This window comes from Actinoplanes solisilvae (assembly GCF_003999975.1).
In the GTDB taxonomy this organism is placed as follows: Bacteria; Actinomycetota; Actinomycetes; order Mycobacteriales; family Micromonosporaceae; genus Actinoplanes; species Actinoplanes solisilvae.
In genome coordinates this window covers 439,121-465,416 of sequence record NZ_RJAC01000002.1, presented here as the reverse complement: position 1 = coordinate 465,416, position 26,296 = coordinate 439,121, and the positions used below count along the sequence as shown (strand labels likewise).

28 protein-coding genes and 1 riboswitch are annotated in these 26,296 nt (G+C 70.7%); of the genes, 14 read left to right on the top strand and 14 right to left on the bottom strand.

Annotated elements, in window-relative coordinates:
* Positions 1-6 precede the first annotated feature (6 nt).
* Both EER30_RS09080 and EER30_RS09075 read left to right on the top strand, forming a co-directional pair.
* The gene (locus EER30_RS09080) at positions 7-669 is read left to right on the top strand and encodes a TetR/AcrR family transcriptional regulator (RefSeq protein WP_284699705.1); all 663 of its coding nucleotides are present in this window, start codon (positions 7-9) and stop codon (positions 667-669) included.
* 43 nt (positions 670-712) lie between these two features.
* Positions 713-997: a hypothetical protein gene (locus EER30_RS09075; RefSeq protein WP_127499881.1), complete on the top strand. Its 285-nt coding sequence runs from the start codon at positions 713-715 to the stop codon at positions 995-997.
* A 28-nt stretch (positions 998-1,025) separates the two neighbouring features.
* Here the strand turns inward: EER30_RS09075 and EER30_RS09070 are convergent, their stop codons facing one another.
* On the bottom strand, positions 1,026-1,559 hold the full coding sequence (locus EER30_RS09070; RefSeq protein WP_164842262.1) for a class I SAM-dependent methyltransferase: 534 nt from the start codon (positions 1,557-1,559) through the stop codon (positions 1,026-1,028).
* A gap of 154 nt (positions 1,560-1,713) precedes the next feature.
* Between EER30_RS09070 and EER30_RS09065 the strand changes: the two genes are divergently transcribed.
* From EER30_RS09065 to EER30_RS09055, 3 genes are read left to right on the top strand one after another with little or no spacing between them, the layout of a single operon-like run.
* On the top strand, positions 1,714-2,241 hold the full coding sequence (locus tag EER30_RS09065; protein ID WP_127499879.1) for a TetR/AcrR family transcriptional regulator: 528 nt from the start codon (positions 1,714-1,716) through the stop codon (positions 2,239-2,241).
* A gap of 25 nt (positions 2,242-2,266) precedes the next feature.
* Positions 2,267-3,271 carry a zinc-dependent alcohol dehydrogenase gene (locus tag EER30_RS09060; protein ID WP_127499878.1) on the top strand — a complete coding sequence of 335 codons (1,005 nt, stop codon included), beginning with the start codon at positions 2,267-2,269 and terminating at the stop codon, positions 3,269-3,271.
* A gap of 4 nt (positions 3,272-3,275) precedes the next feature.
* Entirely contained in the window at positions 3,276-4,469 is a 1,194-nt protein-coding gene (locus EER30_RS09055; protein ID WP_127499877.1) for an NAD(P)/FAD-dependent oxidoreductase, read from the top strand.
* 95 nt (positions 4,470-4,564) lie between these two features.
* Here EER30_RS09055 and EER30_RS09050 read toward each other — a convergent pair whose 3' ends face one another.
* Positions 4,565-4,921: a GatB/YqeY domain-containing protein gene (locus EER30_RS09050; protein ID WP_127499876.1), complete on the bottom strand. Its 357-nt coding sequence runs from the start codon at positions 4,919-4,921 to the stop codon at positions 4,565-4,567.
* Between the two features lie 61 nt (positions 4,922-4,982).
* On the bottom strand, positions 4,983-5,489 hold the full coding sequence (locus EER30_RS49580; RefSeq protein ID WP_284699704.1) for a LysM peptidoglycan-binding domain-containing protein: 507 nt from the start codon (positions 5,487-5,489) through the stop codon (positions 4,983-4,985).
* A 51-nt stretch (positions 5,490-5,540) separates the two neighbouring features.
* Positions 5,541-5,692: riboswitch (cyclic di-AMP (ydaO/yuaA leader) on the bottom strand.
* A 125-nt stretch (positions 5,693-5,817) separates the two neighbouring features.
* On the opposite strand from EER30_RS49580, the gene EER30_RS09040 reads away from it, so the two are divergent.
* Positions 5,818-7,056, top strand: coding sequence for a saccharopine dehydrogenase family protein (locus EER30_RS09040; protein ID WP_127499874.1), 1,239 nt, complete (start codon positions 5,818-5,820; stop codon positions 7,054-7,056).
* On the opposite strand, the gene EER30_RS09035 is transcribed toward EER30_RS09040, so the two are convergent.
* Positions 7,037-7,726 (bottom strand): TetR/AcrR family transcriptional regulator, encoded by a 690-nt coding sequence (locus tag EER30_RS09035; RefSeq protein WP_240669898.1) that lies wholly within the window; start codon positions 7,724-7,726, stop codon positions 7,037-7,039. The genes EER30_RS09040 and EER30_RS09035 overlap by 20 nt on opposite strands.
* Before the next feature lie 25 nt (positions 7,727-7,751).
* Positions 7,752-8,261 carry a hypothetical protein gene (locus tag EER30_RS09030; protein WP_127499873.1) on the bottom strand — a complete coding sequence of 170 codons (510 nt, stop codon included), beginning with the start codon at positions 8,259-8,261 and terminating at the stop codon, positions 7,752-7,754.
* A gap of 191 nt (positions 8,262-8,452) precedes the next feature.
* Here EER30_RS09030 and EER30_RS09025 point away from each other — a divergent pair, with 191 nt between their 5' ends.
* The 3 genes from EER30_RS09025 to EER30_RS09015 all read left to right on the top strand — a co-directional run bounded on the left by EER30_RS09025 (position 8,453) and on the right by EER30_RS09015 (position 10,919).
* Complete coding sequence (locus tag EER30_RS09025) at positions 8,453-9,061, top strand: GNAT family N-acetyltransferase (protein ID WP_127499872.1); 609 nt, start codon at positions 8,453-8,455, stop codon at positions 9,059-9,061.
* An 18-nt stretch (positions 9,062-9,079) separates the two neighbouring features.
* The gene (locus tag EER30_RS09020; protein ID WP_240669897.1) at positions 9,080-10,195 is read left to right on the top strand and encodes a DNA glycosylase AlkZ-like family protein; all 1,116 of its coding nucleotides are present in this window, start codon (positions 9,080-9,082) and stop codon (positions 10,193-10,195) included.
* A 412-nt stretch (positions 10,196-10,607) separates the two neighbouring features.
* A complete protein-coding gene (locus EER30_RS09015) occupies positions 10,608-10,919 on the top strand; it encodes a DUF3040 domain-containing protein (protein ID WP_127499871.1) in 312 nt (103 codons plus the stop codon).
* Between the two features lie 337 nt (positions 10,920-11,256).
* On the opposite strand, the gene EER30_RS09010 is transcribed toward EER30_RS09015, so the two are convergent.
* The 5 genes from EER30_RS09010 to EER30_RS08990 form a co-directional block, all read right to left on the bottom strand.
* A complete protein-coding gene (locus tag EER30_RS09010) occupies positions 11,257-12,576 on the bottom strand; it encodes a bifunctional glycosyltransferase family 2/GtrA family protein (RefSeq protein WP_127499870.1) in 1,320 nt (439 codons plus the stop codon).
* A gap of 119 nt (positions 12,577-12,695) precedes the next feature.
* A complete protein-coding gene (locus EER30_RS09005; protein WP_127499869.1) occupies positions 12,696-14,813 on the bottom strand; it encodes an ArnT family glycosyltransferase in 2,118 nt (705 codons plus the stop codon).
* Between the two features lie 85 nt (positions 14,814-14,898).
* On the bottom strand, positions 14,899-15,966 hold the full coding sequence (locus tag EER30_RS09000; protein WP_127499868.1) for a 3-deoxy-7-phosphoheptulonate synthase: 1,068 nt from the start codon (positions 15,964-15,966) through the stop codon (positions 14,899-14,901).
* A 192-nt stretch (positions 15,967-16,158) separates the two neighbouring features.
* Positions 16,159-17,697, bottom strand: coding sequence for a sensor histidine kinase (locus EER30_RS08995; RefSeq protein WP_127499867.1), 1,539 nt, complete (start codon positions 17,695-17,697; stop codon positions 16,159-16,161).
* Positions 17,675-18,412 carry a response regulator transcription factor gene (locus tag EER30_RS08990; RefSeq protein WP_127499866.1) on the bottom strand — a complete coding sequence of 246 codons (738 nt, stop codon included), beginning with the start codon at positions 18,410-18,412 and terminating at the stop codon, positions 17,675-17,677. Before EER30_RS08990 ends, EER30_RS08995 begins: the two co-directional genes overlap by 23 nt.
* A gap of 119 nt (positions 18,413-18,531) precedes the next feature.
* Here EER30_RS08990 and EER30_RS08985 point away from each other — a divergent pair, with 119 nt between their 5' ends.
* Positions 18,532-18,822, top strand: a complete 291-nt coding sequence (locus EER30_RS08985) for an RCC1 domain-containing protein (RefSeq protein WP_127499865.1) — start codon at positions 18,532-18,534, stop codon at positions 18,820-18,822.
* Here EER30_RS08985 and EER30_RS08980 read toward each other — a convergent pair.
* A complete protein-coding gene (locus tag EER30_RS08980; RefSeq protein ID WP_240669896.1) occupies positions 18,803-20,968 on the bottom strand; it encodes a hypothetical protein in 2,166 nt (721 codons plus the stop codon). The two genes, EER30_RS08985 and EER30_RS08980, sit on opposite strands and share 20 nt — an antisense overlap.
* Before the next feature lie 130 nt (positions 20,969-21,098).
* On the opposite strand from EER30_RS08980, the gene EER30_RS08975 reads away from it, so the two are divergent.
* The 3 genes from EER30_RS08975 (at position 21,099) to EER30_RS08965 (ending at position 22,480) form a co-directional block, all read left to right on the top strand.
* Entirely contained in the window at positions 21,099-21,470 is a 372-nt protein-coding gene (locus tag EER30_RS08975) for a tetratricopeptide repeat protein (protein ID WP_127499864.1), read from the top strand.
* A gap of 10 nt (positions 21,471-21,480) precedes the next feature.
* Positions 21,481-21,765, top strand: a complete 285-nt coding sequence (locus tag EER30_RS08970; protein ID WP_127499863.1) for a Smr/MutS family protein — start codon at positions 21,481-21,483, stop codon at positions 21,763-21,765.
* Positions 21,766-21,865: 100 nt separating this feature from the next.
* On the top strand, positions 21,866-22,480 hold the full coding sequence (locus tag EER30_RS08965) for a hypothetical protein (protein ID WP_127499862.1): 615 nt from the start codon (positions 21,866-21,868) through the stop codon (positions 22,478-22,480).
* A gap of 46 nt (positions 22,481-22,526) precedes the next feature.
* Here the strand turns inward: EER30_RS08965 and EER30_RS08960 are convergent, their stop codons facing one another.
* Genes EER30_RS08960 through EER30_RS08950 form a run of 3 tightly spaced genes read right to left on the bottom strand, consistent with a single transcriptional unit; the run spans position 22,527 to position 25,518 of the window.
* A complete protein-coding gene (locus tag EER30_RS08960) occupies positions 22,527-23,708 on the bottom strand; it encodes an ABC transporter permease (RefSeq protein WP_127499861.1) in 1,182 nt (393 codons plus the stop codon).
* The gene (locus tag EER30_RS08955) at positions 23,705-24,394 is read right to left on the bottom strand and encodes an ABC transporter ATP-binding protein (RefSeq protein WP_127499860.1); all 690 of its coding nucleotides are present in this window, start codon (positions 24,392-24,394) and stop codon (positions 23,705-23,707) included. Before EER30_RS08955 ends, EER30_RS08960 begins: the two co-directional genes overlap by 4 nt.
* Positions 24,391-25,518 carry an efflux RND transporter periplasmic adaptor subunit gene (locus tag EER30_RS08950; RefSeq protein WP_205650145.1) on the bottom strand — a complete coding sequence of 376 codons (1,128 nt, stop codon included), beginning with the start codon at positions 25,516-25,518 and terminating at the stop codon, positions 24,391-24,393. The genes EER30_RS08955 and EER30_RS08950 overlap by 4 nt, the downstream gene beginning before the upstream one ends.
* 90 nt (positions 25,519-25,608) lie before the next feature.
* Between EER30_RS08950 and EER30_RS08945 the strand changes: the two genes are divergently transcribed.
* A complete protein-coding gene (locus EER30_RS08945; RefSeq protein WP_127499859.1) occupies positions 25,609-26,286 on the top strand; it encodes a response regulator transcription factor in 678 nt (225 codons plus the stop codon).
* Positions 26,287-26,296 lie beyond the last annotated feature (10 nt).

The window sequence follows — 26,296 nt, the reverse complement described above, 5'->3', positions numbered from 1 at the left end:
TGTCAAGTGGCGGCAGAACGACTCAGCAAGGCGACCGTGGCCGAGGCGGCGCTGCGCCTCGGCGACACCGAGGGGCTCGACGCGGTGACGATCCGTCGGCTCGCGCAGGAACTGGGCGTCACCCCGATGGCGCTCTACTGGCACTTCAAGAACAAGGAAGAGCTGTTCCTGGGCGTGGTCGATCACGCGCTGAGCGACGTGCGGGCCGACCCCGGCACGAGCGGCCCCTGGCCGAAACAGCTCCGCGCGATGGTCGAGTCGCTGGTCGACGCCATGCGGCGGCACCCGATCCTGCCCGACCTGCTGCACCAGTCCGACAAGGCCCGTGCGACCAGCTTCAACCGCGCCACCGAAGACGCGCTGGCCCTGCTCGCCCAGGCCGGCTTCACGGTGCAGGAGGGCTACTGGATCGGCAGCTATCTGCTGCACAGCGTGATCGGTCTGGTGCACGCCCAGGTCGAGAAGCCGTCGCAGATGGCGGCCGGTGACGTGCCCGAGTGGCGGCGGCAGCGGCGCATCGAGCTCGAGTGCCTGCCGGTCGACCAGTTCCCGATGCTCGTGCAGATCGGGGCCACCTATGCGGGGGAGCCAGACGTCGAGCGCTATTACACGTTCGGCGTCGACCTGCTGATGAGCGGCGTCGAGGCGATGGCCCGCGCCCGCTCCTGAGCCCGCCCGAAAACTGTCGGACCCCCTGGGTAGCGTCCGGGACATGAATCGCGCACGAGCCTGGACCGCCCTCGCGGCCCTTGGGGCCCGTGTGCTCGAAGTCGCCCCGGGCACCACCGACATGGCCGCCGCCGGCACCTCGACGGCTTTCAACGTCGGCATCACGGGCGGCGCCCTGCTGGGAAGCGCCCTGCTCACGGGGGCGGGTCCGCGCTATCCCGCGCTGGCCGGCGCAGCCCTGACCGCCGTGGCCCTGCTGGCGATCCTGGCCGAGCCGCGCCGCTCGACCGCCGCCCGCCAGGCCCGGCTCACGCAGGTGAGCCGCTGAACCCGCGTGTGTTCAGCCCCGACCGGCCTCAGCCTCGCGCGCTCAGCCGGGCTATCAGCGGGAACAGCCACCGCGTAAGCCGCACTGGCTCGCGCTGGATCTCGGTGAACAGCTCCTTCGCGGCCCGCGAAGCCCGGGCGAGAGCCCACCGGAAGTCATAGATCCACAGCCGTCCACCCGGTCGCAGCACTCGGCGCAGGTCTCGCAGCCCGCCGTGCACATCGGACCAGTGGTGCTGGCTCAGCGACGACACGATCAGGTCGAAGCTCGCGTCCGGATAGGGGAGCGCGGCCACATCGCCCACTGCGTAGCTGACTGCTGACGACCGCTGTCGGGCATACGCGATCATTTGCGGCGAGAGATCTACGCCCTCCACGATCCAGGACGGCTCGGCCAGAGCCAACGCCCGCGGCACTCGCCCCGGCCCGGTTCCGACGTCCAGCACCCGTGTCCCCGCCGGCAACCCGGCCTCGTGCGCATCCGCCACGACTCGGTCGTAGAGCTTGCGGCCCAGCCTTCCGGCGTGGCGGTCGTATCGTTCCGCGTTCGTGAACGTCTCCATGATCCATCCCTGAACATCATGTTCGCTTTCGAACAGCATGTTCGGTTACGGTCGAGACGGTCAACGGGCGGTATCGCCGCGACGTTCGATACCGAACAGAAGCCGGAAAGTGGCCGGAAGCGCGGGCTCGAGCGCGGGAATGGGGCGGCGCGGCATGGAGGATCGGCGAGTTCGGCGTACGCGGGCTGCTCTTCGTCATGCCCTGGTCGAGCTGGTTGTCGAGCGTGGCTATGACCGGGTCACCGTTCGCGATGTGCTCGAACGCGCTGACATCGGCCGGTCCACGTTTTATGCGCACTTTCGCGACAAGGACACCTTGTTCGCCTCCTGCTTCGAGGACCTGCGCGACGACCTCGACCGGGAGATGAACGCCCTCGGCCACGAGCGGCCCGGCGACCCGGTAAAGCCCCTCAGCGTGATCTTCGAGCACGCCCATCGCCACCAGCAGGTCTACCGAGCCGTCGGCACCACCCACCTGCATCCGATGATCTTCGAGGTGATGCGCGAGCACCTCTGCACCCACGACGAGCTGCGGCTTCCCGTCGACGTGGTCGCCGAGTATCACGCCAGCGCGCTCGTCGGTGTCCTCGGCTGGTGGGTCCGTGCCGACTTCCCGTACGGGCCCGGCGAGATGGCCCGGATGATCCGCGAGCTGACTGTCGGCAGTGTCACGGCAGCCTAGTAGATCGACCGGGCAGACTGTTCCCATGCGCGCATTCGTGATCACCGGGCCGGGCCGGTCCGAGGTCGTCGACGTCGAGCCGCCGCAGGCGGGCCACGGTGAGGTCGTGGTCGACGTGGAACGGGCCGGCGTCTGCGGCACCGACATGGAGATCCTCCGTGGCGACATGGCCTACACGGCGAGCGGCGACGCGGCGTACCCGATGCGCATCGGCCACGAGTGGAGCGGCACGGTCTCGGCCGTGGGCGAGGGCGTCGACCCGTCCTGGCTGGGCCGACGCGTCACCGGCGACACGATGCTCGGCTGCGGCCACTGCGTCCGCTGCGTCAACGGACGGCAGCACCTGTGCGTCGACCGCTACGAGATCGGCATCCGGCGCGGGTGGCCGGGCGCGCTCGCCGAGCAGCTGCCGGTGCCCGCGAAGGCGCTCTTCGCGCTGCCCGACGAGGTCGATCCCACGTTGGGCGCGATGGTCGAGCCGGGCGGCAACGCCCTGCGCGCCGTCCGCGCGGCCGAGCCCGCCCCGGGCAAGACCGTACTGGTCATGGGGCCGGGAACGATCGGCCTGCTGGCGGCCATGTTCGCGCGCTACAAGGGCGCTGACGTTCACGTGCTGGGGGTGACGCCCGAGTCGCTGAAGTTCGCGCGTGATCTCGGCTTCGACAACGCCTGGACGCGCGACGAGTTGCCGGCCACGCCCTACGACGCGATCATCGACGCGTCCAACGCGCGGGAGCTGCCGGCCTTCGCCCTCGACCGCGTCGAGCCCGGCGGCCGCGTCGTCTGCATCGGCATCTCGGGTGAGCCGTCCTTCGTGGACACGCGTCAGGCCGTACTCAAAGATGTTTCTCTGGTGGGCATTCTGAGCGCTTCGGGTGGACTCGGTGAGACCATCGAGGCGTACGCGTCGGGATCTGTCGATCCTCGTCCGCTGGTCGCCGGGGTGGTCGGGCTCGATCAGGCGGCGGATGTGCTCGCCGGACGACTTCGGGGAACGGCACCAAAGTTTCACATCGACCCGCGAGGATGACGCTATGACCTACGTAGTGGTGGGCGGCGGCCTGGCCGCGGCGAAAGCGGTCGAGGCCCTGCGTGACGAGGGCTTCGAGGGTCCGGTCACGCTGATCGCGTCCGAGACCGACCGGCCGTACGAGCGTCCGCCCCTCTCGAAGGGCCTGTTGCTCGGCACCGAGGAGCTTGAGAGCGTCTTCGTGCACTCCCCGCAGTGGTATCGGGAGCACGACGTCGACCTGCGGCTGGGCACGACGGCGACCGAGCTCGACCGCAGCGCCAAGGTCGTGCGGCTCGCGAGCGGCGACGAGGTGCCGTACGAGCGGTTGTTGCTGGCGACCGGCTCGACGCCCCGCCGTCTTCCGGTTCCCGGCGGTGAAAGAGCACTTCTTCTGCGTACGATCCCCGACTCGCACCGCATTTCCGAGGCGGTCACCGCGACGACGCGCGTGGTCGTGATCGGCTCCGGCTGGATCGGTCTCGAGGTCGCCGCGGCCGCGCGTAGCCGGGGCGCCCAGGTCACCGTCGTCGGCGCGACCCCGTTGCCGCTGCAGAAGATCCTCGGCGACCGGATCGCCCAGGTCTTCGCCGACCTGCACCGGGGCAACGGCACCGAGCTGCGGCTCGACAACCACGTCGTCGAGGTGACCGAGACCGAGGTCGTGCTGGCCGACGGCGCCCGTCTGCCGGCCGACGTGGTGATCGCCGGTATCGGGGTCACGCCGAACGTCGGGCTCGCCGCCGACGCGGGCCTGGCCGTCGACAACGGCGTGCTCGTGTCGAGTTCCCTGGCGAGCAGCGACCCCGACATCTTCGCGGCGGGCGACATCGCCAACATCGAGCACGCCTTCCTCGGCCACCGCGTGCGCGTCGAGCACTGGGACGTGGCCATCCACACCGGGCAGGCCGCGGCGCGGGCGATGCTCGGCCAGCCCGTCGCCTACGACCGCCTGCCCTACTTCTTCACCGACCAGTACGACCTGGGCATGGAATATATCGGCACCGCGCCGGCCGACGCCGAGGTGGTGATCAGGGGCGATCTGGCCGGTCGCGAGTTCCTGGCGTTCTGGTTGGTCGACGGCCGCGTCGCCGCCGGCATGAACGTCAACATCTGGGACGTGAACGACCAGATCGGCGAGCTGATCAAATCCCGCGTGACGGTCGACCGCGCCCGCCTCGCCGACCCCGGGGTCGAGCTGGCCGCCCTGCACGCCTGATCGTCGCGTCACCTCCCGCCACGGTCTCCGCGACCCCGCGGCGGCTCGAGAGCGCCCGCGTTCCTGCGGCTCGGGTCCGTTTCGACGCCCTCGCCCTACGCTAGGTGGCCGCGCAGGACGAGCGCCTCGGCCAGCAACTGCTCGGCCCGGTCGTCGCGGCCGAGCCCCCGGTATTCGGCCGCGGCCTGCTCACGCTCGTCGGCCTCGGCCCGCACGATGCGGACGACGTCGTCGTCGCTGAGCACCTGGCGGGCCACCTCGGTCGCACCGGCCCCGACCGCCGCCTCCTCGATCGCCTGGCCGCGGAGCTGGTCCTCGGCCGGGGCGACCGCCTCGGCGTTGTCGAGTGCCGCGAGCGTCGCCCGCAGCGCGGACACGGCGGCCCGGTCCTTGGCCTTCATGGCCCCCGGGAGAGCCTTGCGGAGCCTCTCCCGCAGTGGTGTCTCAGTCATGACCATGAAGTTATCCAGCGGGCCGGGCCGGGTGCCGCTCAATTTCCGGGCACGTTCGGGCTCAGAGGTTGAGCCGTTGGCCCGGGAAGATCTGATGCGGGGTCTTGAGCACGGCGCGGTTGAGCCGGTAAAGAGCCTGCCAGCCGCCCGCGATCTTCGTCTTGGCGGCGATCTTCGCGAGCGTGTCGCCGGAGCGTACGACGTAGGTTTTCGACACCGCCGGCGACGTTTTCGGAGCGTGTGCGCTCCTGGCCCCGTACGCCCGGGTTGAACTGGCCTTTCGGCCGCAGGTCGGCCAGGCTCCCAGGCCCTGTCCCTCGCGGACGACGTGCTCGGCGACCGTGATCTGTTCGTCGCGGCTGGCCTTGTCGGCCGTGGAGGCGAAGCGCGCCCCACCGTGGGCCCGCCACGTGCTGCGGCTGAACTGCAGGCCGCCGTAGTACCCGTTTCCGGTGTTGATGCTCCAGTTCCCGCGCGACTCGCAGTGGGCGATGGCGTCCCAGTTGATGTCGGGTGAGGCCTTAGCGGCCGTCCCGATCAGGGCCGCGGCGCCCGCGGTGGCGAACACGAGCGCAAGACGGGCAGATGTGCAGATTTTTGCCATGACAGTGGACCCTCCACGCCTGCGAGGTGAGCTGTCGGGTTCGGGCTGAGGTGCCCGGCCGCGCGTGGCGGCTTCACCCCGAGGCGCATGATCGCGCCGAGGAACGTGGGTTCCCCGCTCCATGCCGTGAGTGTGTGCGTCCCGTCGAGCGGCGGCAGGATTCGGCGTTCCGCCCGCGGAGGCCGGCCGAGCCGTGAAACAGCCCGTCACCAGCCGAATGTGTATGGGAACAAACGGATCGAGACTAAAGGAGCCGAGCGGTTCGCGGGGCGCTGATGGAGAATCCACATTCATGAGCGACCACGATCGGGATCACGATATTGTCGTCTACGGCGCCTCCGGCTTCGTCGGCGTGCTGACCGCGCGATATCTGGCCGAGCACGCCCCGGCGGGCAGCCGTCTCGCGCTGGCCGGCCGCTCCCGCGAGCGCTTGGCCGAGGTTCGTGACCGGCTCGGCGTCGACTGGCCGATCATCGTGGCCGACGCGGCCGACCCCGCGGCCCTGGCCACGCTGGCCTCCTCGACCCGGGTCGTGCTGACCACCGTGGGGCCCTATCTCAAATACGGCGTCGCGCTGGCCCGCGCGTGCGCCGAGGCCGGCACGGACTACGTCGACCTGACCGGTGAGGTGCTCTTCGCCCGCGACAGCATCGACGGCAACCACGAATCAGCCCGCGAGACCGGCGCCCGCATCGTGCATTCGTGCGGCTTCGACTCGGTCCCGTCCGACATCGGCGTGCACGTGCTGGCGGCCCAGGTCGCGGCGGACGGCGCCGGGGAGCTCACCGACACGACGATGGTGGTGACGAGCCTGCGCGGCGGCGTCAGCGGGGGCACGATCGACTCGTTGCGCCACCAGCTCGACATCGTCAAGAACGATCGCCGGCTGCGGCGGGTGGCCGGCAGCCCGTACTCGCTGAGCCCCGACCGGAACGCCGAACCTGACCTGGGCCGTCAGGACGACGTGGCGACTGTGCGGGGTGCCGACGTTCACCCGCGGCTGCGGGGCACGCTCGCGCCGTTCTTCATGGCGTCCTACAACACCCGGGTCGTGCGCCGCAGCAACGCCCTGCACAACCATCGGTACGGTCGTCAGTTCCGCTATCGCGAGCTGATGAGTGTGGGCGGCTCGCCGCTCTCGCCGCTGGTCGCGAACGGGCTCAAGCTCGGCTTCGGCGCGCTGGTCGCGGGTCTGATGCTGCCGCCCACCCGATTCCTGCTCGACCGTCTGCTCCCGAAACCCGGCAGCGGGCCCAGCGAGGAGGTTCAGCGCGCCGGCCACTTCACGATCGACTTCTTCACCACGACGACGACAGGCGCTCGCTACACGGCCCGATTCAGAGCCAAGGGCGACCCCGGGTACGCCGCCACGGCCGTGATGCTGGGTGAGTCGGCGCTCGCACTGGCCCACGACGGAGACGCCCTGCCGTCGTCGGGCGGGGGAGTGCTGACCCCGGCGACCGCGCTCGGTGACGCGCTGGTCGAACGTTTGCGGGCCGCGGGTATGGAGATCAGCGCTGCTCGGGTGTGACGCTGCCGGTCTGCTCGGGTGTGACGCTGCCGGTCTGCTCAGGTTTGATGCTGCCGGTAAGGGCCAGGGCGATCCCGGTCAGGTGCTCGGCGAGCTGATCGGGGTCGCCGGCCATGTCGTGCGAGATCCAGTCGATGATGACCTCGCTGAGGCCGGCGACGAGGGCGAGCAGCGTACGGTCGTACCCGATCTGGTCCTGAGGTTGGCCGATCGCCCTCCGCAGGACGGCGGCGACGAACTGGGCGTCCTCCCGCAGCACGCCGCGGCGCCGGTCCTCCATGCGGGGCGCGTTCACATAGATCACGCGGGCGCTCTCGGGGTGGGTGCGCAGCATCTCGACCAGGGTGCGCAGCGCGGGGCGGAACACCTCGGCCAGGCTTCGCGGCCGCTCGGGGATCGCCGCCGCGACGTTGCGCAGCAGCCACTCGTTCTGCTCGCGGTTCACTTTCAGTAGCAGGTCGGCCCGATCGGCGAAGTGCTCGTAAAAGTACCTTTTGGACACTCGGGCGCCGGCGCAGATGTCGGCGACCGTGACGTCGTCGTAATCGCGGGTGCCGAAGAGGTGCACCGACGACGCCATGATGCGGGCCCGCCGCTCGCTGGCCCGCTGCTCGCGGGACCGCCCGGCGTAAGTTTCACCCCGCCGCGTCATAGTCGTCTGTCCCTCCACCGGCATAACGTTACGACTTCCCCGCTCAGGTCACCCGGTAACCCTCCACATTGGTCAAATCGGGGACCTCCGGGTTCTTGATTTCCAGCTTCTTGATCTTCTGACGCACGATGATCAGCGGGACGATGCCGAAGACGCCGAACGAGATGTCGATCAGGGTCCACCAGAACGGGAGCTCTCGAATCGGGCCCGCGACCAAGGCCAATGGGATGATCGCGACGCAGCAGACCATGCCCCACTCGATGACCCAGATGTTGCGTACGGGGTTCCGCCACGGGCCCCAGAACGCCGCGGCGATCACGATATGGGCGAAGGCCAGCCAGTCGGTGCCGTACGCGATGAACGGGTATTGATCTCCGGTGACGCGCAGGCCCTCGTGGACCCGGTCGATCCACGCGGTCAGGGCGTCGGGCGCGGGCACGGCGTGCAGCACGTCGGCCAGCATGCGGACCTCGGTCACCAGGGGGAACGCGGTGACGCCGCTCAGGACCAGGCCGACGACGAAAATCAGCAGCCAGGCGCGGATCGCTCTCATGATCCACAACGTACGCGTGGGGCCGAGTCTTTCTCCCCGCGCACACTGGATCTTCACAGGACCTCGGCATCATCTCGCGAGTCCGTCGCGGACGGTAGCGGCTATCCGACCCGCGGAGCATGACGAATCACTCATGGCCTTCATATGCCGCACTACTGGCCGGAACCGGTCCTTACGGGCAGGATCGAATCATGGCCGCAAGCCGTCTCCCTTTCCCGCTGACACTGCCGGGGGACGGCATCATCCTGCGCGAATGGCGATCCGAAGACCTCGACGATCTCGTACGCATGCTCGACGAGCCCGAGATCGCCCGGTGGACGCCGATGCCTTCGCCATTCGACATCGAGGCCGGCATCGCCTACCTGAAACGCGCCTACCAGGGGCGGGTCAACGGATCGCGCATCCAGCTGGCGATCACGGCCGACGGTTCCCGGCCCCTCGGCGAGGTGCTGCTCTTCGGCGTCGACCTCGGTCTCAAGGAGGCCGAACTGGGCTATCTGGTCGACGTGGGGGAGCGCCGACGCGGCCTCGCGACGGGCGCATTGTCACTTCTTTCGGCGTACGCCCAAAGCTCCCTCGGTCTCAGCCGGCTGCTGCTACGCATCGACCCGCGTAACGCCAGCAGCACGGCCGTGGCCCGGCGCTGCGGTTATCGCCTCACCGGCGAGGCGCCGATCCTGCAGGAGGGACCGTACGGGTCGAGCCGGCTGGACACGTGGGAGCTCGTCTCGGGGCAGACGGACGGCCGTCTTGATCGCCTGAAAAATGTCGCAGCCCGGCGGTACGGTCGTCGCACCTAGATTTCCTTTGGGGGTGCCGTGGTCAACGTCGACCGTGCCCAGTTTTTCGACCGCGCCCAGGTCATGGCCTATCGGGTCGCCGCGCTCGGGCTCGCCTCGCGGTGGCGCGCCAAGCCCGCCGACCTGCCCGTCCTCGACCTCGGCGTGCAGGAATACACGCCCGGCTCGGCCCAGGTCGCGCTGGCCGCCCGCACGAGCGCCGACGTCGACGACGACCGGCTGATCACCGTGTGGGCGGCCCGCGGGGCGCCCCACCTGCATCGTCGCTCCGACCTGGCGGCGCTGGTCAAACAGTTGTGGCCGGTGAGCGACGCCGACGCGTCCGCCCGCATCAAGAGCGGCCAGATCCCGTCGGGCATGAAGCTCGGTGTCGAGGCCTTTCGGGCCACCGCGTCGGCGTTCCGTGAGGTCGTGCGGGGGCCGATGCCGCGCGGCGAGGTGAGCACCGAGGTCAGCAAGCGGGTGCCGCGCTCGCTGACCTACGACTGCCGCAGCTGCGAGGCGCGGCACATCGCCGGCAACGTCTGGCAGCATTCGGGTCTGGCCGGCGGCATAGAGGTCCAGTCCCGCGGGCGCAACGCGATGCTCGGCCCGATCCCCGACGCCCCGCCCATGCCGTCCGAGAACGAGGGCATCGACTCGCTGATCCTCGGCTATCTGCGCTTCCTGGGCCCGGCGACTCCGCTCGAGGTCGGCAAATATCTGGGCAGCTCAACCGCCGAGATGAAATCCGTCTGGCCCACCGACCACCTGACCGAGGTCTCCGTCGACGGCCGCAAGGCCTGGCTGCCCGCTGACGCCGCCAAGACGCTGAAGTCCCCGCCGCGCGCGTCCGGCGCCCGTTTCCTCCCGCCGATGGACGCGCTGCTGCAAGCCCGCGACCGCGACGTGCTGGTGCCCGACCGTGCTCGCCAGAAAGAGGTCTGGCGCGTTCTGGGCAACCCGGGCGCCCTCCTGCTCGACGGCGAGATCGTCGGCGTGTGGCGGGCCAAGGCCGCCGGCCGCAAACGCCTCGACCTGACCGTCACGCCCTTCGACTCATTCACCGCCGCCCACCGAAAACAAATCGAGAAAGAATCCACCGAGGTGGCCCGGGCCCGAGCCTTCCCCGACGTGACAGTCACCTTCGACTGATCGACTCTCGGCTGGACGCCGCCGCCTAACCGCGGCCCGGCACCGAGTCCGCCCGCCGCGTCAGCATCCTGCGATGCACCGCATAACGGCTGCTGCCGCCGAGTCAGATCAGCCGAGCCGGCTCGCGAAGACGACGGACCCCGCAGGTCAGGGTGGTCCCGATTATCCGCATTCCGCAGTATTTTAGATGGTTCGGGCAACCTCAGGCACGGCGGATCGTTGGAGTGGATCAGGGTCCACAGAGTGGGATTCTGGCCGGCCTGTTGTGGTTGTTGGGGCAGGTCGGATCCCGGCGAGTGGGCCGGGAGGAATTCCAGAGGTATCCGGAACGCAACCTGTAGGTAACAATGGCAGTGATCGCGCGGCGTGCCGTTCGATCGAGTGTGGCGCGGCCCGGACCGGAGGTGGCGACATGTTGAGCAGGGAAGACAGCCGACGCCTGGCGCAGCTCGAGCGTCAGCTCCGGCGTGATGACCCCGAGTTCTGTGCCCGCATGACCAGCGGCCGGCTCGAACCGGCCCGTCGTGGAAAACCGTCGCTCTCGCTGATCCTCACCGCCGTCGTCATCTGGATCGCCGCGCTCATTCTCGGCGTACTCGGCTGGTGGATCGCCGCTTCGGCCGCCGCCTTCTTCGCCACCCTCGTCGTTGTCGCCGCCATCCTCCGTCGCCCGTCGGGCCGCCCCCGGCGAATAACACCCGACGAACTTCCACCGGGCCACTGACTCACCCTGCGAACGGTGCCAACGATCCTCCGCCAGTGCTCGGCGACCAGGGCCGCGCCTTGCAGAACGCCCCCCGCCGCCCCTGAGCCGCCCACCGGACAACGACCCCGTATTTTCCGGGCCGCTGACCCTGCGCACCGCTCCGGGCGGGAGAGGCCAGGTTTCAGGTCCTCAAAGGATAGTCACGATCGCCCGCAGCCGTTTCGACCGTCGCCGCCCGATGTCGGTTCCGGTTTCCGGAATGGGTTGGTCACCGAGTCCGGATGGGCTTGGCCAAGGGACGCGAGCTGGTTCGGGCAGCCGATTGGGCGAGGCGCGAGCTGGTTCGGGTGCCTGGCTAGGCCAGGCGGGAGCGGAACACCCAGATGCGCAGCAGGAGGAAACGGACGGCGGTGGCCAGCAGGTTGGCCAGCACCAGCGCGGCCAACTCGATCGGCCGGCTGGGGGCTGTGTGGAGGGCGTCCACGGCGGCCAGAGAACCGCTTGTCAGGGCCAGGCCTATTCCGAAGACGATCAAGCCTTGGGCCTGGTGCTTCCAGGCGCCCTCGGTGCCGCGGACGCCGAAGGTCAGGCGGCGGTTGGCGGCGGTGTTGGCGATCGCGGTCAGGCCGAGGGCCAGGAAGTTCGCCCACTGCGGGCCCAGCCCCAGGCGAAACAGCGCATAGAGGACCAGATAGGCGAGCGTGCTGGCCACCCCGATCGTCGCGAACCGGATCAGCTGTCTGGCCAGGCCGGCGGGAACTCCGTCGACCGGCAGCAGCGGGCCGCGGCTCAACTGGCCGGTGGGTACTCCGTCGACCGGCAGCAGCGGGCCGCGGCTCAACTGGCCGGTGGGTGGCCCGTCGAGCGGCAGCGGGTCTCGACCCAGTTGGTCGCGCACCGCGGCCAGCGGGAGTCGGCCCGAACCTAAGGCGCGCAGCAGGCGCATGATCCCCTTCAGGTCGGCGATGGCGGTCGGCACGATGTCGACGCGGCTGTCGGGGTCGTCGATCCAGTCGACCGGGACCTCGTGGATGCGCAGGCCGGCCCGCTCGGCCAGCACCAGCATCTCGGTGTCGAAGAACCAGCCCGTGTCTTCGACCATCGGCAGCAGACGCGCGGCCACCTCGGAGCGGATCGCCTTGAAGCCGCACTGCGCGTCGGAGAACCGGGCCGACAGCGTGCCGCGCAGCAGCAGGTTGTAGCCGCGCGAGATGAACTCCCGCTTCGCACCCCGTACGACCCGGGAGCCACGTGCCAGCCGCGAGCCGATGGCCAGGTCGGAGTGGCCGCTGATCAGTGGGGCGACCAGAGGCAGCAGCGCGTCGAGGTCGGTCGAGAGATCCACGTCCATGTACGCGAGCACGGCCGCGTCCGAGTGCGTCCACACGTGCTTGAGCGCGCGTCCCCGCCCCTTCTCGGTCAGGTGCGTCCACGCGACCTCGGGAAGATCGAAGGCGAGCCGCCGGGCCACGTCGGCGGTCGCGTCGGTGCTCGCGTTGTCGGCGACCGTGATGCGGAAGCGGTAGGGGAAGGAGGCGCTCAAGTACGCGTGCAGACGCCGCACGCAGGGCTCGAGATCGCTCTCTTCGTTGTGGACGGGGACGACCACGTCGATCACCGGGGAGTCGACTCGGGTCGCGGCCTCGGCGTGCGACGACTGCGTGGAAAGGCTCATGCGTCCCAGGTTGATCGTGCGGGCTGAGCCGCTTTTGTGGCTGCCCTGTGCCGAGCCTGTGAGATCAGACGTCGACGGCCGGCCCCCGTACGGGAACCGGCCGTTGACTGAAGAAGCGGTCAGGGCGTGCTCAGGTCGTACACCGTGGTGTTGCCGACCGTTTGTGCTGTGAAGTTCTCGGCGACCCACGTCGCGATCTCGGAGCTGGCGTTGCTGCCGTTCATGCTGCGGCCGCCGCCGAACCCGCCCCCGCCGATGAAGTAGTGGATCTTTCCCTCGGCCACGTACTGCTGGAACTGGGCCAGGGTGGGCGACGGGTCGCTGCCGTTGAAGCCGCCGACCGCCATCACCGGGTCGCCGGTCGCGAGCTGGTAGCCCGACGCGCTCTGCGATCCGACTGCCGCAGCCACCCAGGTGTACGAGTCGGCGTCGGCTTCGAGCAGCGCCTTCATCTCGTCGCTGACCGTCGCGGCGTCGAGCAGCCCACCGCCCCCACCGCGCATCCCGGTGCGGCCCCCACCAAAGCCGCCACCCGGAGCGGTGCCCCCTTGAGCCGTGCCGCCGTTCGTGCCGCCGGGAGTTCCAGGGAAACCGCCCTGACCGCCACCACCGGGGAAGCCCCCGGGAGCACCGCCGCCGGGGAAGCCACCACCCGGGAACCCGCCCCGATTGCCGCGTCCACCCCCGAAGCCACCCCGCCCGGGTCCGCCACCGAACCCGCCCGAGACCTCCGGCCCGGCTGACGGGATCGACCCCGTGTGCACCGATCCGGCAGTCTGCACCGCGTACGCCGCGGGCCCGGCCAGCACCGCCGCCAGCGACACGGCCGCCGCCAGCGCCGCCACCCGCGCCGGCAGCCGCAGCGCGCCGAGAAGCGCCACCGCCCCGAGAAGCCCGCCGATCAGCACGACCCACCGCAGCCAGGGCAGGAAGTCCGCGCTCTGCCGCAGCAGGTGGAAGGACCACACTGCCGTCACCGCCACGGCCGCCGCCAGCGTCAGCGCCGCGAACACGTTCCGCCGGTGTCGCCACAGCAGCGCCGTCCCCATGCCCACGACCGCGCCGATGGCCGGCGCCAGCGCCACCGTGTAGTACGCGTGGAAGATCCCCTGCATGAAGCTGAACACCAGCCCCGTGATCAGCAGCCACGCGCCCCACAGCACGAGCCCGGCCCGCTGCCGGTCGGTGCGCGCCCGCCGAGCCGTGATGACCAGCCCCGCCACCAGGGTGATCAGCGCCGCCGGCAGCAGCCACGAGATCTGCCCGCCCTGCGAGCTGTCGAACATGCGCAGCAGTCCGGTCGACCCCCACATGCCGCCCCCGGCGCCACCCCCACCGCCGACGCTGCCGGTCTCGTCGCCGTTGAGCCGGCCGAGTCCGTTGTAGCCGAGCGTGAGCTCCAGGATGCTGTTGTTCTGCGATCCGCCGATGTAGGGCCGCATCGACGCCGGCACCAGCTCGACGATCGCGATGTACCAGCCCGCCGAGACGACCAGCGCGAGGCCCGAGAGCAGCAATTGAACGATCCGCTTGCCGAGCTTCGGCGGTCCGGCGATCAGGTAGGCCAGCGCGAACGCCGGCACCACGAGCAGCGCCTGCAGCATCTTGGCCAGGAAGCCGAACCCGACGAAGACGCCGGCCAGCACGATCCACTTGGTCGAGCCGTTCTCGATGGCCCGTACGGTCGCGTAGGCGCCGGCCACCATGAGCAGCACGAGAAGCGCGTCGGGGTTGTTGAACCGGAACATCAGCGCGGCGACCGGCGTGACGGCCAGAACCGCCCCCGCGAGCAGCCCGGCGGCCGGGCCGTACCAGCGCCGCACGGTCGCGAAGAGCAGGCCGACGGTGGCCACGCCCATCAGTGCCTGCGGCACCAGGATGCTCCACGCGTTGACGCCGAAGACCCGGGCCGACAGCGCCATCACCCAGAGCGCGGCCGGGGTCTTGTCGACCGTGATCGAGTTGGCCGCGTCCGAGGAGCCGAAGAAGAACGCCTTCCAGCTCTCCGAGCCCGCCTGAACGGCGGCGGAGTAGAAGGCGTTCGCCCATCCGTTCTTGCCGAGCCCCCAGATGTAGAGCACGCCGGTGAGCACCAGCAGCGCGAGCAGGGCGGGTCGCACCCAGGGCGCATCGTCGACGCGGCCCAGGAAGATCCGCCCGACGCGCGAGCGGTGCCGGGCCGGCGGCGGCGGAAGGTCGGGCTCAACCGACGGCGGTACGGGCAACGTCGTGGTCATCGAGGCTCTCCCAGGCAGGGCGGATGTGCTTACCTCGACCAGACTCGACGTTGCCCCTGTCGCGCCGTTATGCCCTTGCTATGGACTAGCTGTGAGCGCGGCGCTTCGCCGAGGCCGTGGCCAGCCGCTCCAGCACGCCGACCGTCGGGTCCCAGCCCATGCAGGCGTCGGTCACCGACTGGCCGTGCACGAGCGAACCGCCGAGGTCCTGGCGGCCGGGCACGAGGAAGCTCTCCAGCATGACGCCGCTGATCCCGCGCTGACCCGCCTCCATCTGGGCGGCCACATCGTCGGCCACGACCGGCTGGCGCAGGTGGTCTTTGCCGCTGTTGCCGTGCGAGCAGTCGATCACCAGGCGCTCGGGCAGTTCGGCCTTGCGCAGCAGCGCGAGGGCGTTCGCCACGTCCTGGGCGCTGTAGTTGGGCTGGCCGCCGCCGCCGCGCAGCACCAGGTGGGTGTCCGGGTTGCCGGTGGTGTGCAGGATCGCCGGGGTGCCGGAGTAGTCGATGCCGGGGAAGACGTGCGGCACGGCGGCGGCGTGGATCGCGTCGATCGCGGTGGCGATGCTGCCGTCGGGCCGGTTCTTCATGCCGATCGGCATCGACAGGCCTGACGCGAGCTGGCGGTGGACCTGAGATTCGACCGTACGGGCTCCGATCGCGCCCCAACTCACCGTGTCAGCGATGTATTGCGGCGTGATCGGGTCGAGGAACTCGACGGCGGTCGGCAGGCCCCGCCCGACGATCTCGAGCAGCAGCCGGCGGGCGATCCGCAGGCCGGTGCCGACGTCGCCGGTGCCGTCGAGCGCCGGGTCGTTGATCAGGCCCTTCCAGCCGACCGTGGAGCGCGGCTTCTCGAAGTAGACGCGCATCACGACCAGCAGGTCGTCGGCGAACCGCTGGGCGGCGCCGGCCAGCAGCGAGGCGTACTCGCCGGCGGCGACCGGGTCGTGCACCGAGCAGGGGCCGACGACGACGAGCAGCCGCGGATCTCGGCCGTTCAGCACGTCCTCGACCTGCCGGCGACCCTCGAGCACGGTGTCGTGCAACTCGGTCGTCAGCGGCAGCTCGTGGTGCAGCAGGGCGGGGCTCATCAGCGGCACGACCTTCTCGATGCGCTGGTCGCGTACGCGCTGGACCTCGGGGGCAGTCACGGTGTGTCACTCCTCCGCCGGCGCCCACGGTGAGAGCCGGCAAACAAAAAGGCAGCGACGTCATGTCGCTGCCCGGGCCGGCTCTGGCGTGATGTCTCAGTGCATGGCTCGTGTATCCATGGCTGAGTCACCGGCGCGAGCCGGCCCACTAAACCACTGATACGAACGAGACATGTGGGCAAGCATAGCCGCTCAGTTGACCGGCCGCGCTGATTGCGCGAAGTGTTCAGCAGATGGGACGGCGGGGCCGAGCGGCAGCACGACGGTGAAGACGGTGCGGCCGGGCGAGCTCTGCAGCGACACGGTGCCGCCGTGAGCGGTGACCACAGCGTGCACGATCGACAGGCCGAGACCCGTGCTGCCGGCGGCGCGCGAGCGTGAGTTGTCGCCGCGCGTGAACCGCTCGAAGATGTTCGGCTGCAGATCGTCGGGGATGCCCGGCCCGGCGTCGGCGACCCGCAGCACGGCCGAGTCGGGGGTCGACGAGACCGAGACGGTGACTGTGGTGCCCTCGGGGGTGTGCGTGCGCGCGTTGGCCAGCAGGTTGGCCAGCACCTGGTGGAGACGGGCGCCGTCGCCGGTCACCGTGACCGGTTCGTCGGGCAGGTCGAGCTGCCAGACGTGCCCGGGGCCGGTGGCGTGCGCGTCGCTGACCGTGTCGACGACCAGCATGCTGAGATCGACCGGATCGTGGGCCAGTGGGCGGCCCGCGTCGAGGCGGGCGAGGAGCAGCAGGTCTTCGACGAGCCCGGTCATGCGTTTGGCCTCGGACTCGACGCGGCTCAGCACGTGGGCGATCTCGTCGGTGACCGGGGCGCGGCTGCGGCGGCTGAGCTCGGCGTAACCGCGGATGGCGGCCAGGGGCGTACGCAGCTCGTGGCTCGCGTCGGCCACGAACTGGCGGACCTGCATCTCGCTGGCGTGCCGGGCCTCGAGCGCGTTGCCGACGTGGTCGAGCATCTGGTTGAGGGCCGCGCCGACCTGGCCGACCTCGGTGCGCGGGTCGGTGTCGGGCTCGGGCACACGCTGGGCTAGCCGCACCTCGCCCCGGTCGAGCCGCAGCTCGGAGACCTTCGTGGCGGTGGCCGCGACCCGGTCGAGCGGGGCGAGCGTGCGGCGCACGATCAGCGCCCCGGCCCACCCGGCGATGCCGAGCGCAATGAGCACGGCGCCGCCGGTGACCAGCGCGACCTGCAGCAACGTCGAGTTCGTGTTCTGCAGTGAGAGGGCGCTGACCCGTACGATGCCGTTGCCCAGGGGCTCGGCGGTGACCCGGAACGAACCGTAGCCGTCGAGACTGAGGGTCGACTTGGACTCGTCGGCCGGGACGGCGAGCAGGTGCGCCTCGGCCGAGTCGGTGAGCGGCTGATAGCGCGTGTCGGGGTAGCCCTCGGCGTTGGTGTACGCGTTGACCTGGCCGCCCTCCACGTTGGCGACGCTCGTGTAATAGAGCGTGATCGACCCGGGTTCGGCGCCGCGGAAAGGCCGGTCGACGTCGATGCCGCCGAAGGGGCCGCCCGGCGGACGCCCGGTGTCGTCGAGCTTGGCGTCGACCTGGGTGTAGAGGGTGTCGCGCAGGAACAGGTACGACGTGGTGCCGACCGCGAGGCCCAGGACCGTGAGCAGCAGCATGATGATCGCCACGATCCGGGTACGCAGCGGCCAGCCCGCCGGACTGCGCCAGCGGGCCGGGTGACGCCAGGCCACGTCAGTCGGCCGGCTTGAGGACATAACCCGCCCCGCGCATCGTGTGGATCATCGGTGTACGCCCCGCGTCGATCTTCTTGCGCAGGTAGGAGATGTAGAGCTCGACGACGTTGGCCTGTCCGCCGAAGTCGTAGTTCCACACCCGGTCGAGGATCTGGGCCTTGCTCAGCACCCGGCGCGGGTTGCGCATCAGATAGCGCAGCAGCTCGAACTCGGTCGCGGTCAGCGTGATCAGGGCGCCGCCGCGGCGAACCTCGTGGCTGTCCTCGTCGAGCGTCAGGTCGCCGACGACGAGCTGGGAGTCGGTGCGCAGCGGGGAGTGGCCCATGCGGCGCATCAGGCCGCGCAGCCGGGCCACCACCTCTTCGAGGCTGAACGGCTTGGTGACGTAGTCGTCGCCGCCCGCGGTCAGGCCGGTGACGCGGTCCTCCACCGAGTCCTTGGCCGTGAGGAAGAGGACCGGCACCTCAGGTGTCTCGCCACGCAGGCGGCGCAGCACCTCGAGGCCGTCGATGTCGGGCAGCATCATGTCGAGGACGACGGCGTCGGGGCGGAAGTCGCGGGCGGTGCGCACGGCGCTCTGGCCGTCGCCGGCACTGCGCACGTCCCAGCCCTCGTAGCGCAGCGCCATCGTGAGCAACTCGGCCAGTGTCGGCTCGTCGTCGACCACGAGGACCCGGACCGGACCGCCGTCGGGGCGGCGCAGGTCGGTGCTGGGGTCTGAGTTCGCCATCGTCATACCCCTACTGTCACGGGCGTCGCTATGCGCGGGCTTTCCGATTCCTGTGTAGCACCTGTGACAGCGTGGTGGGGCGTGTTGAGCACCACGAAAGCGTACAAAACACCCATAATGGTTGCATGGTGATCACACGACGGGTAATGGCGATCTTGGCCGTCGTGGTGGCGCTGACGCTGTCCGCAGGGCCGGCCGCGGCGGACGACGGGCTGGTCGAGGTCGGTCTCGAGGGCCGCGTCGTGCAACTGGTCGCCGACGGGGACAGCACCTGCGCGCTGACCGAGTCGGGCGAGGTCTTCTGCTGGGGCGCGGGCTACCCCGAACAGCGGAACCCGATGGGGCTCGCCGCGCTGGGCGCCCTGCTCATCGCCGGGGGCGCGGCCCTGCTGCTGATCAGTCGCCGCCGGTCGTGACGGTCAGGGCGGCGTCGCGCAGGCTCCCGGCCCCCTGCTTGAGCCGCTCGGCATAGAACGGCCGGTTCCAGTTCGACCACTTGACCTGGCCGATCCCCTGATCGGTGCCCGAGGCGGTCAGCGACACCGTCACCCCCGGGCTCGTCTGGGTCGTGAGCTTGCCGTTCTTGGGCACCGCGACGCGGCGGGCGGACGGGTCGGCGAACCCGAGCATCGCCCACGGCACCCGCAGTGTCAGGTCGTCGCCGTCGATCTGCCAGAGCGACCGGCTGTCGGCCTCCTCGTCCTGCGGGTCCCACGAGCCGTGGCGCAACTGACCCGCGTTCTGCAGTTCGGCCGGCAGCTTCGCGAGCGGCCGGTTGACGATCAGTTCGAAGGGCCGCCACCCCGAGGGTGCGGGGGCACGATCGGCGGCCGGGACCGCGAAGTCCAGCTTCATCGGGTCGAGCTGCTCCCTGACGTACGCCTGGCCGGTGTGCCCCACCAGGTTGAGCGCGAACACAGCGTCGGGCCGCCGGTCGCCGCTGCCCGGCATCGGCTCGCCGGTCAAGCCGGGAAGCACGTCGAAGCCCACCAGCAGCGAGCCCGGAGCCGAACCGGCCAGCTTCGCGCGTAGGTGCAGGTATTCCTCGTCGACCCGCGAGGTGACCTCGCGCGCCGGCCACGCGTCGCTGTCGAGCAGCCGCTGCTCCCGGTTCTCGGCGGTGCCCTGCGCGTCCATCGCGAGCAGCCCGTAGTGCTGTTCGTTGGTGAGCGGGTCGTGCCAGAGCTGACGGCGAGCCGGATCCTGGTGCCCGGCGGTGTTCCAGGTGGAGCGATACCACTCGTCCATCCAGCCGGCGACGAACCCGGCGCCCAGCCCCTGCCCGTGGATCATCCGCAGCAGCTCGGCGTTGATCCGCATCGCCTCGCGTTCGCTGTGCGCGCCCTGCGATCGGCCCAGCGGCGCGTTGTGCGCCGACCCGAGCGACGAGGGCACGCCGAACTCGGTGATCAGTGTGGGCATCGTCGCGTGGTGCTTGCGCAGTTCCGAGAGATAGCCCGCGTACGGGTCCCGGCGGTCTTCGTATTCGTAGGCGGCCAGTTCGGGCTCGTACCGCAGGAAGTCCGGATAGAACGGGTACGCGTGGTAGCTCGCGAACGTGCCCGCGGGCCAGTCCGCCGTGGGCAGCACGTGGTTGGCGTCGACGCCGAGCAGGTCCTCCTGGGGCAGCGGCTCCCGGGGGTGGCGCAGCGGATCGGTGGTGGGCCAGTTCACGAAGGCGATCGGCTGGCTGACCCCGCGTTTCGCCACCGCGCCGGCCAGGTCGTTCATCCGCGCGGCGAGCCAGCGCTCGGTCGGCGTCGCCTGCGGAGTGTTCCGGAAGTAGCGGCCCGCCACCCGCGGGACCGCGGCGTTGCGCCGGTCCGAGGCGGCCGCCGCGTGCGGGTCGATCTCGGCGCCGATGATCCAGCCGGCCAGCCACGGGGTGACGTCCGCGGTCCAGGCGCCGCCCACCCGGCCGGGCACGGCGGTGCGGCTGAGGTCGCCGGCCACCGCGCCCGACGCCGCCTGCAGCTCCTCGCGGAAGGCGGTGGTGAACGCCTGGTCGAACAGGTTGCGCTTCTTGACGTACGTCTCGTCCGGCAGCCGGACGCCCTGCACGAGATAGAGCGGCCGCTCAGGGTTGGTCGCGTTCCACGCCGCGAGCTGCTCGTAGAACGCCGGCGGATGGATCTCGTAGACCCGCACCACCCGCAGCCCGAGCCAGCTCATGGCCGCGAACCAGGCCCGGTGCTGGGCCGCCGAGATCGCGCCCTGGCCGGGCAGGTGGCCGGGCGTGGTGTCGCCCAGGTCGACGCCAGGCAGGAAGGTCCGGACGCCACCCGCCGTGTGCAGTTCGAACTCCTGCCCGTCCGAGCTGGCCACCATGCGCAGGCCGTCGGCCTCGCGCGGCGCCGGCGCCCACGAGGTGCCCTTCGGCGGGGAGGGGATCTCGCGCATCCCCGAGATCAGGAAGGCCGGCGAGGTCAGCGCCGGCGCCGCGGTGCCGCCCGCGAGCAGCAGGCAGAGCCCGAGCACGAAGACCGCGATCACGGACGCCTTGAAACGCCCGGATCGTGGACGGGCGGGCGCGGTCACCAGATGGCTCGGAAAGTCCCCCACGCAGGCATTGTCTGACGTCAGGGTTGCTGTATGGGCCGATTTGTCGGGAAGCTTGAGCCGAGGGAACACTCGCCGTGGGCTCAATGTTGTGCCAGCGTTGGTGAGGGCGCCGAGCGTGGGGAGCGTATGCGTGGATCTTCTCGAGGAGTACCGCAGAGCCACTTTCTTCTTCGAGTCCGGTGACCCGCTCGGCGCCGCCCGCCTGCTCGAGCCGATCGTCGAGGCGGAACCGCACAACACCGCCGTCCGCCAGTTGCTGGCCCGCGCCTATTTCAACTCGGCTCAGCTCAACGGCGCCGAGGAGCAGCTGCGCGAGCTGATCGAGCGCGACCCGTCCGACCATTACGCGCACCACGTGCTCGGCCGCACGCTGGAACGGGGCGGCCGCATCCGGGAAGCCCTGCCCCACCTGCGGCTGGCCGCCGCGATGAAGCAGCAGCCCGACTATCTCGAAGCCGTGCGCCGGGCTGAGGAGTGGCTCGGCAAATCCGAGACGCCCTAAGGTTGATGACGTGAAGCTGAAGCTCGACCTGCACGACATCTTCAACAAAGGTCAGCAGATCGACCGTGCCCTGCGCGAGATCATCGACGAGGCCGTGCAGAAGAAGGCCAGCACGGTCGAGATCATCCCGGGCAAGGGCAGCGGTGCCTTGAAGAAGAAGGTGCTGCGCTTCCTCGACCAGAAAGAGATCAAGCAGCTCTATCACCGGGTCGAGAAGGACGGCGACAACTGGGGCCGGCTCTTCGTCCACTTCCGCCACAACGAGTCCACCGGCCGCCGCGGCCGCGGGCGCTGAAGCCGAATTCGTTCGGCGAACCTGACACCTTCCTGACTTTCGCTGGTGAGGCTGGCCGCTGGCCGGGACGGGCCCGGCCGGTGGACAGGGAGGCGACGGGATGCGCAGGAGTCAGGCGCTGGTGGTGGCGGCGGTCGCGGTGACCGCGCTCGCGGGGTGCGGGTCGGCCCAGGGGCAGGAGCAGGCCGGGGGCGACGCGAAGGTGGCCACGCTGCAGAGCCACGCCGCGACCACGAAAGCCCCGGCGACGTCGAAGGCGGCGCAGCGGCCGCGCGAGCGGCTCGACACCACGCCGGCCGAGTTCATGGCGCTGCTCGGGCCGTACAACAAGTGCTTGAAGGACCAGGGCGTCAACATGACGACGGCGAAGCTGCCTTCGGACAAGAGCGGTCAGCCCGGGGCGGCCGCCGAGCCGGGCCGTCCGCGACCGGCGACGCCGGAGGACGAGGCGAAGCTGGACGCGGCCAACAAGATCTGCGAGCCGCAGTACTACCCGCTGCCGCCGTGGGAGAAGGATCCGGCCAACCCCGAGGCCAAGGATTTCGCGGTCGGCGTCGTGAAGTGCCTGAAGACCAAGGGCGTCGAGTACGTCGAGGTGTCCGACGACGGCATCAGTATCGCTCTCGGTGGCGAGAAGAACGACCCCCGCTCGATCAAGCTGGGGCTCGACCACGTCTCCGAGTGTGAGCGGAAGGTCGCGGCCGAGGCCAAGTGACAGGCGGCGGTGGCCGGGCCCGAGCAGGGGTCCGGCCACCGCCGTGTCAGTTGCCGGCGAGTGCCTGGGTCGGGGTCAGGCGGGCCGCCCGTACGCAGGGGTAGACGCCGGCCAGCACGCCGACCACGATCGCACCGCCCACCCCGAGCAGCGCCGATTCGGCCGGCACGACCAGCGGCCAGTTCTGCCAGGTGGCGTACCCGAGAGTGGCCAGCAGGCCGAGTCCGGCGCCGGCCAGCCCGCCCACGGCGGCCAGCACCACCGACTCGGTCAGGAACTGGCCCCGGATCTGGCCCCGGGTGGCGCCGAGCGCGCGCCGCAACCCGATCTCGGCCCGGCGTTCCAGCACCGACACGACCATCGTGTTGGCCACCCCGATCCCGCCGACGACCAGGGCGACCCCGGCCAGCGCGAGGAACAGCACCGAGAACGTGCTCTCGGTGGCCCGCTTGGCGGCCAGCGCGTCGGACGGCCGGGTCACCGCGACCTGCCCGGGGCGCTCGGGCGAGATGGTCTCGGCCAGCACCGCGCGGACCGCTTCGAGCTGCGACTCCTCGGACTGCACGTAGAGCACCGTCGGGTGGCCGTCGAAGCCCAGCGTCGCGCGGGCCGCCTCCCAGCCGACCATCGCCGAGCGGTCGATGTCGGGCGAGATCGGGGTGGGGGCGAGGATGCCGACGACGGTGAACCAGTGGTCGCCGATCATCACCAGCGGCCCGGCGCGGCCGGGTGGCAACGTGGTGACGCCGAGCCGGCCGGCGGCGACCGAACCGAGCACGACGGCCGGGAAACGCTCGGTGGCCGTGGTCAGCCAGCGACCGGTCTGCACGCGTGCGTTGATCACCGGCAGCAGATCGAGGCGGGTGGCCAGGACGGTCAGGCCCGCGCCGTCGCTGGGATCGGTGCGGTCGTTACGGCGTACGAGGGCATGGGTGTTGGCCACCGCGGTCGCGGCGGTGACCGGGCCGATCCGGCGCACCATGCCGACCGCGCTCTCGGGCAGCTGCGCGGGTGGTTGCTGGTTCGGCAACGCCGTGGCCTGCAACGTGTTCGTGCCCAGCGCCCGCAGCTCGCGCATCAGGGCGGCCTGGCTGGAGGCGGGCAGGCCGGTCACCACGATCATGGTCGCGATGCCGATCGCGATGCCCAGGCCCGAGAGCACGGCCCGGGCCGGCCGGGTGCGCAGGCCGATCAGGCCCAGCGAGAGCAGATCGACCGGCCCGATCATCGGAGCACCGCCGCGGCGCTGTCGTGCACGAGCAGACCGTCCCTGATCTCGATGCGCCGTGGCAGCGAGGCCGCGATGTCCCGGTCGTGGGTGATCAGCGCGATGGTCGTGCCCTCGTCGTTGAGCCGGCGGAGCACGTCGAGGACGGCCTGCCCGGTTGCCGTGTCGAGTGCGCCGGTCGGCTCGTCGGCCAGCACCAGCGACGGGCGGTTGGCCAGGGCCCGCGCGATCGCCACCCGCTGACGCTCGCCTCCGGACAGCTGATGGGGACGGTGCCCGGCGCGATGGGACAGGCCGACCCGGTCGAGCGCGGCCAGCGCGCGCTCGCGACGACGGCGGCGCGGCACCCCGGCGTAGAGCAGGCCGGTGGCGACGTTCTGCTCGGCACTCAGCCCGTCGGCCAGGTGGAACTGCTGGAAGACGAAGCCGATCTCGCGGGCCCGCAGCGCCGACAGTTTCCGGTCGCTGAGGGCCGCGATGTCCTGCCCGGCGATCCGTACGCTGCCCTTCGTGGGCCGGTCGAGTGTGCCGATGAGGTGCAGCAGGGTCGACTTACCCGAGCCGGACGGGCCGACGATGGCCACCAGTTCGCCGGCCGCGATGTCGAGGCTGACGCCGGCCAGCGCGGTGACGCCGCCGGGATAGACCATGCCGGCGTCGCGGACGGAGAGGACGGGCTCGCTCATGACGGCATCACCACCTCGACGCCTTCGGTCAGTCCGGCGCCGGTGATCTCGACCCAGCCGCGGGCGAACATTCCGGTCTTGACCGCGACCAGGCCGGTGGCGGTCTGTACGGCGTAGCCGCCCTCGCTGAGCGCGACCAGGGCCTCGACCGGCGCCGCCAGCACGTTCTTGCGGACGCGGCCGGCGAACTGCACGGACACGTCGGCCGAGTCCAGGCCCGCGATCAGCTCCGGCTTGTCGGCCACGATCGTGACCGTGAGGGTGGGCGGACCGCTGGCCGGGCCGTTGTCGGCGGCGGTCAGCGTGCGTCCGACCGAGGTGACCCGGGACGGCACCACGCGCTGGTCCGGCAGGGTGACGGTGACCTTCTGGCCCCGCTCGACCGACCCGCCGTCGGCCAGCTCGGCCGCCACGGTGATGACCTTGCGGGTCGAGGTGACCGACATGAGCGGGCCGTCGGCGCGCGCGCCGGGCTGCACCGCGACCGAGTCGACCCGCACCGCGCCGGTGAGCACCTCGACGTCCCCGACGGCGACCGCGCCGTTCTCGGGCAGGCCGAGGTCGTGCTGCCAGCGTTTGAGCGCCTTGATCAGGTCGGGGGTGAGCACGCTCTCGCCCGCCTTGACGCCGCTCGGCCGCGGTCCGACGCGGTAGCCGAGGGCGCGCAGGTTGTCGGCGACGATGCGGACGTCGCGTCCGGCGGTTCCGGGGGCGGAGATCGTGCGGTAGAGCGGCATCGAGCCGTAGAACAGCGGCACGGGCTGGTCGTTCGCGCGGTAGATCTGTTTGCCCCGCTTGATGGTGGCGCCCGGCTGCGGCAACCAGGTCACGGTCGCCGCGCGGTGTCCCTCCAGTGGCCGGGCCGCGCCGAAGCCGATCGTGCCCGTGAGGGTTCGTACGGTCGAAAGGTCTCGTCGTTCCAGTTGGGCCGTCGCGACCGGCACAGTTGCCGGGGGCGGCGGTTCCGCGCCGGCGCGGTGCCGGGTCGCCAGGACCGTCGCGCCCGCGGACACCGCGACCAGCACCAAACCTGCGGCCAGCCACTTGCCGACCCGTCGCCGGGGCGGGGGCGGGTCGGCGACCGCCGGGATCACTTCGGTCGGGGCGTCAGGCTTCGCAAGCATGCGGACGAGGGTGGCCGCTGATCGTTAGGAACCTGTCAGGTGTTCCGCGAAGACTCGGCGGCCGGGCCGGGCCGACCTATAGTCGCCGTCATGTCTGCTCAGGTTCTGGTCGCCGAGGACGACCCGCGCCAAGCCGAGGTGCTGCGGCGATATCTCACCGCCGAGGGCCACCGTACGGTCCTGGTGCACGACGGCCACGCCGCGCTCGACGAGGCCCGCCGGCTGCGCCCCGACCTGATCGTGCTCGACGTGATGATGCCCGGGCTCGACGGCCTGCACGTCTGCCGCACACTGCGCCAGGAGTCGGGCGTGCTGGTGCTGATGCTGACCGCCCGCACCAGCGAGGACGACATGCTGCTCGGGCTCGAGCTCGGCGCCGACGACTACCTGACCAAGCCGTACAGCCCTCGCGAGCTGATGGCCCGCATCCGTACCCTGCTGCGGCGAGCGTCCCCACCGTCGCCGATCCGCGTGGTCGGACCGATCGTGGTCGACGCGGCCCGGCATGAACTGACGGTCGAGGGCCGGCCGATCGAGTGCACGCCCGGCGAGTTCGCCCTGCTGGCCGCCATGTCCGAGCAGCCCGGCCGGGTCTTCAGCCGGGCCCAGCTGCTGCACCACAGCCGCGGCGCCGACCGCAGCTCCACCGAGCGCACGATCGACGTCCACGTGATGAACCTCCGTCGCAAGATCGAGGCCGACCCGCAGCGGCCGAACCATCTGCTGACGGTCTACGGAGTCGGCTACAAGCTGATGGCCGGCGGGTGAGCCACAGCCG